Origin of the sequence: Pseudomonas sp. FH1 (genome assembly GCF_000510895.2) — a bacterium.
GTDB lineage: Bacteria > Pseudomonadota > Gammaproteobacteria > Pseudomonadales > Pseudomonadaceae > Aquipseudomonas > Aquipseudomonas azotoformans_A.
This window is the reverse complement of sequence record NZ_AOHM01000086.1, coordinates 51,678-63,085: the sequence shown is the minus strand read 5'-3', so window position 1 is coordinate 63,085 and position 11,408 is coordinate 51,678. Positions and strand designations below refer to the sequence as shown.

General features: G+C 62.1%; 9 protein-coding genes. 7 read left to right on the top strand and 2 right to left on the bottom strand.

Translation table 11 applies throughout. The features are described 5' to 3' along the window. Window positions 1-596: efflux RND transporter periplasmic adaptor subunit (locus tag H096_RS23195; protein WP_033901681.1), on the bottom strand; the 596-nt coding region annotated here is incomplete at its 3' end. Window positions 597-699: 103 nt separating this feature from the next. Between H096_RS23195 and H096_RS23190 the strand changes: the two genes are divergently transcribed. The 7 genes from H096_RS23190 (at window position 700) to H096_RS23160 (ending at window position 10,147) form a co-directional block, all read left to right on the top strand. Then, window positions 700-1,905, top strand: a complete 1,206-nt coding sequence (locus tag H096_RS23190) for a multidrug effflux MFS transporter (RefSeq protein WP_033901679.1) — start codon at window positions 700-702, stop codon at window positions 1,903-1,905. A 76-nt stretch (window positions 1,906-1,981) separates the two neighbouring features. Further along, window positions 1,982-2,842 carry a pirin family protein gene (locus tag H096_RS23185; protein WP_033901676.1) on the top strand — a complete coding sequence of 287 codons (861 nt, stop codon included), beginning with the start codon at window positions 1,982-1,984 and terminating at the stop codon, window positions 2,840-2,842. A gap of 68 nt (window positions 2,843-2,910) precedes the next feature. Beyond that, a complete protein-coding gene (locus H096_RS23180; RefSeq protein WP_033901674.1) occupies window positions 2,911-4,356 on the top strand; it encodes a mechanosensitive ion channel family protein in 1,446 nt (481 codons plus the stop codon). Window positions 4,357-4,478: 122 nt separating this feature from the next. Next, a complete protein-coding gene (gene aldA / locus H096_RS23175; protein WP_033901672.1) occupies window positions 4,479-5,903 on the top strand; it encodes an aldehyde dehydrogenase in 1,425 nt (474 codons plus the stop codon). Window positions 5,904-5,979: 76 nt separating this feature from the next. Next, window positions 5,980-7,287 carry an MFS transporter gene (locus H096_RS23170; RefSeq protein ID WP_033901687.1) on the top strand — a complete coding sequence of 436 codons (1,308 nt, stop codon included), beginning with the start codon at window positions 5,980-5,982 and terminating at the stop codon, window positions 7,285-7,287. 1 nt (window position 7,288) lies between these two features. After that, complete coding sequence (locus H096_RS23165) at window positions 7,289-8,506, top strand: mandelate racemase/muconate lactonizing enzyme family protein (protein ID WP_033901670.1); 1,218 nt, start codon at window positions 7,289-7,291, stop codon at window positions 8,504-8,506. A 27-nt stretch (window positions 8,507-8,533) separates the two neighbouring features. Further along, entirely contained in the window at window positions 8,534-10,147 is a 1,614-nt protein-coding gene (locus tag H096_RS23160) for a GMC family oxidoreductase N-terminal domain-containing protein (protein WP_033901667.1), read from the top strand. Between the two features lie 126 nt (window positions 10,148-10,273). Here H096_RS23160 and H096_RS23155 read toward each other — a convergent pair whose 3' ends face one another. Next, window positions 10,274-11,377 (bottom strand): DSD1 family PLP-dependent enzyme, encoded by a 1,104-nt coding sequence (locus tag H096_RS23155; protein WP_033901665.1) that lies wholly within the window; start codon window positions 11,375-11,377, stop codon window positions 10,274-10,276. Window positions 11,378-11,408 lie beyond the last annotated feature (31 nt).

Sequence of the window (11,408 nt, the reverse complement as noted above, 5' to 3'; positions counted from 1 at the left end):
CGCGCAACAATCTGCCCTTCGGCGACCACCTGGCCGCGATCCACACGCACGTCGGTGATGATGCCGTCGCCATCGGCCTTGAGCACGGAGTAGGTGCGACGGTTTTCGATCTGGCTGGCGTCGGATTGCGCCGAGGCCAGTTCGGCTTCGGCCACCCGCAGGTTGGTCGCGGACTGGTCGAAGATCTGCCGCGACACGGCGCCGGTGTTGGCCAGGCGCTGGTAGCGGTTTTCGTCGTCACGGCGCTGGCGCAGTTGCGCCTGGGCGGCGTTGACGCGATTTTTCGCCGAGCGCAGGGCCAGTTCGAAGTCGCCGATGTCCAGCACCAGCAGCGTGTCGCCACGGGAAACATACTGGCCGGGGTCGACCTTGCGTTCGATGACCTTGCCGCTGACCCGGAAACCCAGGTCGCTTTCGGTACGTGCTGCAACCACGCCGGTGTAGGCGCTCTGCTGAGTGCCGGCGGCTTCGACTTTGGCGGCGAGGACCGGGCGTGGCTGAGTCACTTCGGCGGCGGTGTCGGCCTTGCTGTTGCAACCGTTGAGGACGATCAACAGGGCCAGGGGCGTGAGAAGACGCAAGGGAAGAGGGTGCATGGCGGGCTCCGGGGGGTAACCATTGGGCAAAAAATTATGGACATAATTTTTTACGCATATTATGGTCGAAATATAAATTAATCCAGCCCCCCGGATGTCCCCCATGAAAAACACCCCGGTCCCTTCGCGAAGCCTGTTGTTTTTACTGGTGGCCCTGACGGCACTGGGTGAGGTTTCAACTCAGTTGATCATTCCCGGCCTCGGCGCCATCGAGCAGGCACTCGCGGCGCCAGCCGGTTCGGCACTGATGGCGCTGTCGGCCTTTGTGGCTGCTTTCGGCCTTGGGCAGTTGCTGTTCGGCCCGCTGTCGGACCGCATTGGCCGGCGCCCGGTGTTGATCGGCGGGTTGGTGCTGTACGTGCTGGCGACCTTGTCGATGCTGTTGGTCCACGACATCCACCAGTTCATCGCCGCCCGCGTGCTGCAAGGCCTGGGCGCCTGCGCCGCGTTGGTACTCGCACGCACGGTGGTGCGGGATGTGTGGAAGGCCGAGGCGGGGCCTGCACTTGCGTTGACCATGATCGGCATGCTCTACGCCATTGTGGTGGCACCGATGGTCGGTGGCCTGTTGATCAAACTGTTCGGCTGGCACGCGCCGATCGTCCTGGCGCTGGTGATTGGCAGCGTGGTGTTACTGCTGGCCTTGCTGTTCTTTCGCGAGAGCAACCATTTCCTGGATCCCAAGGCCGGTCACTGGCGCACCCTCGGCGGGCAGTACCTGGATCTGCTCAAGGGCCGCCAATACCGTGCGTTCGCCGTGGCCTTGGCGTGCACCTACGGCGCGATGTTTGCGGTGATCGCCGGTTCTTCGGCGGTGTTCATCAATCTACTGGGCTTCAGCACGCTTGAGTACGGCATCAATTTCGGCCTGATCGTGTCGATGCTGATCGTCGGTTCCACCTACACCCGACGCAACATCATGCGTCTGGGCCCGCAGCGGATTGTGGCGATGGGCGTGACGATGGTCGCCGTCGGCGGTGTGTCCGCGCTGGTCATTTATGCACTGTTTGGCCTGTCGGTACTCGGCCTGGATATTCCGATCGCACTGGTCACGCTTGGCGGCGGCCTGGTGTTGCCGGGCTCGGTCACCGGGGGCGTCATGCCCAACGCGCACCGCGCTGGCCTGGCGGCAGGCCTGATGGGGTTTGCGCAGATGTTCGGCGCCACCTGCAGCGGTGTGTTACTGAGCCAACTGCGCGATGGCAGTGCCGCGCCGATGATCATTATCCAGGCCTGTTTTGCGCTGACGGCCTTTGTCGCGTTTCATCTGCTGCGTCAGCGCCAAGTCAAGGGATTGTCCTATACGTAGGACGATCCAAGCTGCTTTTGCCGGCTAGTGCTCAACCGCCAGCCGACTTATGGTGTAGGCACTTTGGAGGTACACCATGAAAAAGCTTATCGGCATCTACACCAGCCCTCGCGGCCATTGGGTCGGCGACGGTTTCCCGGTGCGCACGCTGTTTTCCTACGACACCATGGGCAAGCACATCAGCCCATTCCTGCTGCTGGACCACGCCGGTCCAGCAGATTTCACCCCGACCGAACAACGTCGCGGCGTCGGCCAACACCCTCATCGCGGCTTTGAGACGGTGACCATCGTCTACGATGGCGAAGTTGAACACCGCGATTCCACCGGCGCCGGTGGCACCATCGGCCCCGGCGACGTGCAATGGATGACGGCCGCCAAAGGCATTCTCCACGAAGAGTTCCACTCCGAAGCCTTCGCCCGCAGCGGCGGCGCGCTGGAGATGGTGCAACTGTGGGTCAACCTGCCGGCCAAGGACAAAATGGCCGACGCCGGTTACCAGACCATTGTCGACGGTGACATTCCAGTACTTCCACTGGCCGACGACGCCGGACAACTGCGCCTGATTGCCGGTGAATTCGCCAGCGTCCAGGGCCCGGCGCGTACGTTTACGCCCATCGACGTGTGGGACTTGCGCCTCAACGCCGGCAAACCCGTCACATTGGACCTGCACGAAGGGCGTAACACCGCCCTGGTGATCCTGAGTGGTACGGTGTTGGTCAATGGCGAGGAGGTTGCGCGCCAAGGGCAATTGGCGCTGTTTGAGCGTGATGGTCGCCAGTTGATATTGGAGGCCAACGACGACGCCAAGGTGTTGCTGCTCAGTGGCGAACCCATCGACGAGCCTATCGTCGGGCATGGCCCGTTCGTGATGAATACCGAGCAGGAGATTCATCAGGCGTTTGCGGACTTTCAATCCGGTCGTTTCGGGCAGATGTAAGCACGCCCCCTATACCCTGCAGCGGCATTTCATGCGATCTTCACGGCATTCGCCCTGGAGTCGCCTGGATGCCCTCATTTATCGCTGATCACCCGATGCTGTGCGCCCTGGCGCTGATCTTTATCGACATCGCCGTGTGGCGCCTTATTTCCGTCAACCTCGCCAACTGGAAGCTGGCGGCGCGGTTGGCGATCTTTGCTGTGTACAGCGCCGTGCTGTTCAACGACGGCATGAACCCCATGCAAGTGGCGCCCTATGCGGACAACACCGCCTTGCACCTGGCAGCCACCGCCTTGCAGATCGGCTGGTGGCTGTTCGCGGCGCGTACTCTCACGGTATTGCTGGGTGCGGTGATGATGCAGCGCGTCGGGCACACCGGGCGCCTGTTGCAGGACCTGGTCGGCGCTGTGATTTTCCTGATCGCGATCATCGCCGCCATGGCCTATGTGCTCGACCTGCCGGTCAAGGGCGTGCTCGCTACGTCCGGCGCGGTGGCGATCATTGTCGGCCTGGCGCTGCAAAGCACGTTGAGCGATGTGTTTTCCGGGATCGTGCTCAACACCACCAAGCCGTACCAGATCGATGACTGGATCTCCATTGACGGCACCGAAGGCCGGGTGACCGACATCGACTGGCGCGCCACGCGCCTGCAAACCTCCCAGGGCAGCCTGGCAGTGATCCCCAATTCCCTGGCGGCCAAGGCCAAGATCATCAACTTCTCGCGCCCGGCGGACATGTTCGGCCTGTCGGTCAGCCTGCAAGTCAGCCCCCATGCGCGCCCGCAAACGGTGATCGAGGCGCTGGAACGGGCGATGCAAGGCTGTCGGCCGCTGCTGGGCAAGCCGGCGCCGAGTGTGGCGTTCAAAACGTCTGCCAGTGGCGGCGTCGAGTATGAAATCAGCGGTTTTGTACCGGCCATGGCCCTCAAGCGCGAGGTGCGCAACCAGCTTTACGACCTGGCCTTCCGTCACCTGCAAGCGGCGGGTGTCGGCTTGCTCTCCGCCACGGAAAGCAGCGCGCCTGCGGCCATGTCAGCCGCCCGTGCATTGCTGGAGCGTTCGTCGATTTTCTCCACCCTGCGCCAGGAAGAGAAAGATACCTTCAGCCAGAACATGACACTGCACACCTATCGCGCCGGCGACATGATCCTGCCGGCCGGGGAGGTCAGCGATCATTTGTTTATCGTCGAGTCCGGCGTGATCTCGGTGATGCTGACCAAGGGCGGGCACAAGTTCGAAGCCGGGCGCATGGGGCCAGGGGAGGTGATCGGTGAGGCGGGGATTCTGTCGGACCAGGCCGCACTGGCGGATTTTTCGGCCAAGACCTTCTGCACCCTGTACCGCATCGAGAAGGAATACTTGAAGCCGTGCCTGGATGCGCGCCACGACATCAGCGAAGCCATGAAGACCCTGCTGGATTTCCGCCTGCACGCCGCGCAGGCCTTGACCCAGGAGGCGCCCGTGGTACCCGTGAAGAAGGGCTTCCTGCAGTGGCTGCGCCAACGCGGGCTCTGAGGGTAAAAACCGACTAACCTGCGTTTTTCGCACGTTACCCCACGCAATAAATCGTTTGTCCAACGGCTGGCCGATGACAAGACTGCATGTCACTCGGATAACAACAACGTTGGGCGAACCACATGCAACTCGAGCGCAATTTTTTCAACGGTCACTTTGTCGAACCTGCCAGTGACGCACTGATCGCCGTCTACAATCCGGCCACCGAAACCCTGGTCGGCCACGTCAGCGCTGCCACCGCCGAGGAGGCGATTGCCGCCGTCGACGCCGCCGCCATCGCTCAGAAAACCTGGGGCAAACTCACCAGTATCGAACGCGCCGAACACCTTCGCGCCTTTGCCGATGCCCTGGACAGCTGCGCTGAAGCCATCGGCACGGCGCTGGCCAGCGAGTCGGGCAAGAGCGTCAGTGACGCCAGCAATGAAGCGCGCTACGCCGCGCAGATCACCCGCTACCACGCCGAATGGGCACGCCGGATCGAAGGCGAGATCATCCCCAGCGATACCCCGGACGAAAACCTGTTCCTGCAACGCGAGCCGATTGGCGTCGTGGCTTGCCTGATCCCGTTCAACTACCCGGTCTACACCCTGTTGCGCAAGATCGCCCCGGCGCTGATCGCAGGCAATACGGTGGTGGTGCGGCCGAGCAACAACACGCCGCTGTCGGCGTTTGAAATCGCCAAAGCCGTGGTCAAGGCCGGAATTCCAGCCGGCGTCATCAATATCCTGACCATGGACCATGCCACTGCCGCCAGTGTCTGCACCCACAAGGCGGTCGGTTTGATTACCCTCACCGGCAGCGTGAATGCTGGGCGCATTGTGCTGGATTACTGCAAGGCCAACATCGCCAAGCCCTCGCTGGAGTTGGGCGGCAAGACCCCGGCGATCATCGAGGCCGATGCGGACCTGGAAAAAGCCGCCAGCGCCATTGTTGCCTCCAAGACCACCCACTGCGGCCAGCTGTGCACGGCGGTGGAGCGCGTGTATGTGCACGAAAGCATCTATGACGCGTTTCTGGCCCTGCTCAAAAGCAAGATCAGCGCCGTGAAGTTCGGCGACCGCGCAACCGACGCCAGCCTGATGGGCCCGTTGGTCAACGCCAGCTCGCAACAGAATATCCACGCCATGGTAGAGCGCGCCGTCGCCGCCGGTGCTGTACTGGAAGTGGGCGGCGTGCTGCCTGAAGGTCCAGGGCATTTCTACCCGCCGACCCTGCTCAGCGGCTGCCGCCAGGACATGGAAATCATCCAGGAGGAAATCTTCGGCCCGGTACTGCCGGTGCTCAAGTACCGCGACATCGATGAAGCACTGGCCATGGCCAACGACCACCAGTTCGGCCTGTCGTCGGTGCTTTACACCGAGAACTACCGCACGGCGATGAAAGTGGCGAATGCCATCGAAGCCGGCGAGTTGTACGTCAATCGCACACCGGCGGACCCGTACCAGGGTTTCCACGCCGGCTGGAAACGCTCAGGGCTGGGCGGCGATGACGGTAAGCACGGGATGCTTGAGTTCACCCAGACCCGCTTGGTGGTCATGAAGTACTGATCCACGCACACCCGCGACACCTTTAATAAAAACAATTATCGGGGCACCCGTGCATCGGGTGCCTGAGGTCCGAATGATGTCCAAGCCTGCACCCGTTGCCCAGGTTCCTGTTGCCGTGCCCGCGGCAAATGACACCGCCAGTCGCTATTTCCAATTGATGTTGCTGGTACTGGCCGCAGGGGCGATCTACCCGATCCTCTACCTGCGCCAGGTTTACCAGACCACCATGCTCGATGTGTTCCACATCAACCACAGCGAGCTGGGCTATCTGTATTCCATGCTCGGCACGATCTTCCTGCTCAGTTACTTGCCCAGCGGCTGGTTGGCCGACCGCTTGCCGCCACGCTTCCTGATCTTCTTCTCGCTGGTTGCCACCGGTGGGTTGGGCCTGTGGTATTCGACGGTGCCGTCGATGACCGGCCTGATGATCATTTTCGGTTGCTGGGGCCTGACCACCGGCCTGACGTTCTGGGCCTCGGTGCTCAAGCGCGTGAAGATGATCGCGCACCACACCGAGCAGGGCCGTTTTTTCGGCATCCTTGATGGCGGTCGCGGGCTGGTCGAGGCGCTGTTGGCCACCGTGGCCCTGGGCCTTTTCGCCTATGCCACCGAGACCCGCAGCGAGACGGCGGCCGAGGGCTTCAAGCACGTGGTCTACCTGTATTCCTTTGTGTGTATCGCCATCGGCTGCGTGCTGGTGCTGCTCAAGGATCCCAAGTCCATGGCCGAGACAGCGGCGGTGGAGAAGGGCAAGTTCAACCTCATCGCTGACTTGACCACATTGGTGAAAATCCCCGAGCTGTGGCTGGTGACCGCCATCGTGTTCTGCGGTTACCACATGTTCTGGGCTACCTACAGTTTCTCCGACTACCTGCAAGGCAGCGGCATGACCGCCGTGATGGCCGGCACCATCACCACCATCAAGCTGTGGATGCGCCCCATCGGTGGCATCGGCGGCGGCTGGCTGGGGGACAAGTTCTCGAATATTTCGGTGCTGATCGTCGCACTGGCGCTGGTGACCCTGGCGATGGTCGGGCTGATCGTGTTCCCGGCCTTCAACAGCCTGGGCCTGCTGATCGGCACGGTGATTTTCATCGGTTTGATGACCTACGCGATCCGTGGCCTGTACTGGGCGATCCTCGACAGCTGCGACATTCCGCTGCGCATCACCGGCCTGGCCATCGGCATTGTCTCGGTGGTGGGTTACTTGCCGGACACCTTTATCCCGCTGATCAACGGCTACCTGACCGACACCTACCCAGGCAAGCCCGGTTACAACCTGTATTTCGGCTACATCGCCTTTATCGGCGTGCTAGGCACCCTTGCAGCCTTGACCCTGCGCGCCCGAATCAACCGTAAAAAATTCAACCAGACAGGTGCCTGAGATGAAAATCGTCGCCCTTGAAACCCATATCGTTGCTGTCCCGCCGCCGCACATCGGTGGCATGTACTGGCTGTTCGTCAAGCTCAAGACCGACTGCGGCATCGAAGGCGTCGGCGAGATCTACGCCGCCACCTTCGGCCCCAAGGCCATGCTGCCGATCATCGAGGATGTGTTCGAGCGCTACCTGCTCAACCACGACCCGCACCATATCGAGCGTTTCTTCCGCCAGGCCTATTCCAGCGGTTTTACCCAGCGCCCGGACCTGACCATGATGGGCGTGGTCAGCGGCCTGGAAATGGCCTGCTGGGACATCATCGGCAAGGCCGCCAACAAGCCGGTTTACGAGCTGCTCGGCGGCAAGGTCAACGAGCGTCTGCGTTCCTACACCTACCTGTACCCGGTCAACAGTCAGGGCGAGTACGACTATGACGACCCGGACCTGGCCGCCGAGTGCGCCATCGAGAACATGAACAAAGGCTTCACCGCCGTGAAATTCGACCCGGCCGGCCCGTACACCGCGTATTCGGGCCACCAGATCTCCCTTGAGGTGCTGGAGCGCTGCGAGACCTTCTGCCGCAAGATCCGCGAAGCGGTGGGCGACAAGTGCGACCTGCTGTTCGGCACCCACGGGCAGATGGTGCCGTCGTCGGCAATCCGCCTGGCCAAGCGCCTGGAGAAATACGACCCGCTGTGGTTCGAAGAGCCGGTGCCACCGGGCCAGGAAGACGCCATGGCCCAGGTCGCGGCCAAGACCAGTATCCCGATCGCCACCGGCGAGCGCCTGACCACCAAGTATGAGTTCTTCAAGCTGCTGCAGGCCGGCGGTGCGTCGATCCTGCAGATGAATGTGGCGCGCTGCGGTGGGCTGCTGGAGGCGAAGAAAATCGCGAGCATGGCCGAGGCTTACTACGCGCAAATCGCCCCGCATTTGTACAACGGGCCGATTGGCGCAGCGGCGAGCTTTCAGCTGGCCACGTGCACGCCGAACTTCCTGATCCAGGAAAGCATCATGACCTGGGGCGGTTTCCATGCCCAAGTGCTGACCAAGCCGCTGCAATGGGAGGACGGCTACATCATCCCGTCCACCGAACCGGGCCTGGGGGTTGAACTGAACATGGACGTGGTGCGCAAGCACACGCCGTACACCGGGGAAAGCCTGCACCTGCAAATGGCGCCGACGCCGGCTGACGTGAAAGACACTTCGCCCGCCAAGGGCTAAAAAAAACGACTGATGCGGTAACCGTGAATGACATATGACTACATCATCGCCGGCGCTGGCGCCGCAGGCTGCATCCTGGCCAACCGGTTGTCCGCCTCGGGCGAACACTCCGTGTTGCTGCTGGAAGCCGGCGGCAAGGACAGCTCCTGGTGGTTCAAGATTCCGGTCGGTTTCGCCAAGATGTATTACAACCCGACCTTCAACTGGATGTACTACAGCCAGCCACAAAAGCAGTTGGCCGGGCGTGAAATTTACGCGCCGCGCGGCAAAGTGCAGGGTGGATCGGGCTCGATCAACGCCATGATCTACGTGCGCGGCCAGGCCCATGACTTCAACGACTGGGCCGCCAACGGCAACGACGGCTGGGGTTTTGCGGACGTACTGCCGTATTTCCGCAAGCTGGAAAACCACCCGCTGGGCGACACCGAGTACCACGGCGGCAGCGGCCCCATCAGCATCACGCCGATGAAGGGCCAGACCCATCCGATCTGCGACGTGTTCCTCAAGGGCTGCGAGCAATTGGGCTATGCCTACAGCGACGACTTCAACGGCCCGAACTTCGAAGGCGCCGGTTTGTATGACGTCAACACGCGCAATGGTGAACGTTGTTCCAGCAGCTTTGCGCACCTGCACCCGGCGCTCGGCCGTTCCAATCTGACGGTGGAGTTGCATGCGTTGGTGGATCGCGTGCTGTTCGACGATCAGCAACGCGCCACGGGCATTGCCGTCACCCAGCATGGCGTGACGCGCACCTTCACGGCGCGCAAGGAAGTGATCCTGTGTGCCGGCGCGGTGGACACGCCGAAGATCCTGCAATTGTCCGGTGTGGCCGACCAGCACCTGCTGGCTGAACACAACATCCCGTTGGTCAAGCACCTGCCGGCAGTGGGCGAAAACCTGCAGGACCATCTGTGCGCCAGCTACTACTACAAGGCCAACATCCCGACGCTGAACGACGAACTCAGCTCGCTGTTCGGCCAGCTCAAGCTGGGTTTGAAATACCTGCTGACCCGAAAGGGCGCGCTGGCGATGAGCGTCAACCAGGCCGGCGGCTTCTTTCGCGGTAACGACGAACAGAAGGACCCGAACCTGCAGTTGTACTTCAACCCGCTGTCGTACCAGATCCCGAAAAACAACAAGGCCAGCCTCAAGCCCGAGCCGTATTCCGGCTTCCTGCTGTGCTTCAACCCGTGCCGGCCGACCAGCCGGGGCACCATCCGCATCGCCTCGAAAAACCCACGGGATGCGGCCTTGATCGACCCCAACTACCTGAGCACCCAGAAGGACATCGACGAGGTGATCCAGGGCAGTCGGTTGATGCGCAAGATCATGCAGGCGCCAGCCCTCAAGGGCATCACCGTGGCCGAGGTGCTACCCGGCGCGGCGGTGCAGACCGATGAGCAGATGCTGCAATACTTCCGCGAGAACAGCGGCTCGATCTACCACCTGTGCGGCTCCTGCGCCATGGGCTCGGACCCGCAGGTGTCAGTGGTGGACAAGCGCTTGAAGGTGCATGGGTTGGAAGGGCTGCGCATTGTCGATGCGTCGATCTTCCCCAACGTGACCTCGGGCAATACCCATGCGGCGGTGTTGATGGTGGCGGAGAAGGGCGCCGACCTGATCCTGGAGGATGCGGGCTAAATCAGGGGCGTACACAAGACCTGTGGCGAGGGGGCTTGTCCCCCGTTGGGCTGCGCAGCGGCCCCAAAAAAGCAGGAGCGCTGCGCACTCCAACGGGGGACAAGCCCCCTCGCCACAAAGGGTTCCCTACCAGCCTCGCAGGCGTGGCCAGTTCTGAATCCCGCCATCCTCCAACAGCGCGTTGTAGCTGCCAAACTGCGCCCCCGTGGCACAGGCATGGTTGGGCAAAATACGCAGGCGCATGCCCAGCGGAAATTGTGCGATCACATCCACATCACCGCCCTGGAATTGCACCACCCCATGCTCCTGATTGGCGCTGCTCAACAGCAGCCCCTCAATCGGCTTACCGCGCTCATCGCAGACCTGGCCGTAACCAAAGTCCTGTTTCTGCGATTGCGTGCCGCGATCCCGACTCATCGCCATCCAGCCCGAGTCCGTGATGACCCAGCCTTTTTCCGGTTGATGCCCGATCACCGTGGTCAACACGCTCAAGGCCAGTTCGTCGAGGCGGCACACGCCGATGTTGTGCATCACCAGGTCGAAAAAGGCATAGACCCCAGCGCGCAGTTCGGTCACGCCGTCCAGGTTGAGGGCGGATAACGCGGTGGGTGTCGAACCGACGCTGACCTGCGCGCAACGCATCCCAGCCGCACGGATGCGTTCGGCCGCTTCGACACACCGCGCACGCTCCTGCTCCGCGATGGCTTGCAGCGCGTCAGGCGTGTCCAGGCCGTAGCTTTCACCGGCGTGGGTCAGCACGCCCGTGAGGCTGTCACCGAGCAGGCGTGCGATGTCCAGCAACAGCGGGTCGTGTGGCTTGACCCCGGAGCGATGGCCGTCGCAGTCGATCTCGATCATCACCGCAAAGCGTTCGCCATGCTCGCGACCAAAATCAACGATGGCCTGGGCGCCGGCCAGGCTGTCGGTGATCAGCGTCAAGGCGCAACCCCGACGACGCAGCGCTAGAGCCTGGGGCAATTTGTGCGGGGCCATGGCCACGGCGTAGAGGATGTCGAGGATGCCCAGGTCGAAAAAGTACTCGGCCTCTTTCAACGTCGAAACCGTAATGCCACGGGCACCCGCAGCGATTTGCGCAGCCACCACTTCAGCGCACTTGTGGGTTTTGACATGGGGACGTAACTGCACGCCCAAGGTATTGGCGCGCTCTTGCATGCGCTGGATATTGCGCTGCATTTTTACGCTATCGATCAGTGCGGCGGGCGTGTCCACGGGTGCGGCTCCACATTGAGGGACAGTGCGC

Excerpts from the sequence above, each read along its gene's own strand:
- H096_RS23190 (WP_033901679.1), top strand. The coding sequence starts at position 700 with ATGAAAAACACCCCGGTCCCTTCGCGAAGCCTGTTGTTTTTACTGGTG.
- H096_RS23185 (WP_033901676.1), top strand. The coding sequence starts at position 1,982 with ATGAAAAAGCTTATCGGCATCTACACCAGCCCTCGCGGCCATTGGGTC.
- H096_RS23180 (WP_033901674.1), top strand. The coding sequence starts at position 2,911 with ATGCCCTCATTTATCGCTGATCACCCGATGCTGTGCGCCCTGGCGCTG.
- aldA (WP_033901672.1), top strand. The coding sequence starts at position 4,479 with ATGCAACTCGAGCGCAATTTTTTCAACGGTCACTTTGTCGAACCTGCC.
- H096_RS23170 (WP_033901687.1), top strand. The coding sequence starts at position 5,980 with ATGTCCAAGCCTGCACCCGTTGCCCAGGTTCCTGTTGCCGTGCCCGCG.
- H096_RS23165 (WP_033901670.1), top strand. The coding sequence starts at position 7,289 with ATGAAAATCGTCGCCCTTGAAACCCATATCGTTGCTGTCCCGCCGCCG.
- H096_RS23160 (WP_033901667.1), top strand. The coding sequence starts at position 8,534 with ATGACATATGACTACATCATCGCCGGCGCTGGCGCCGCAGGCTGCATC.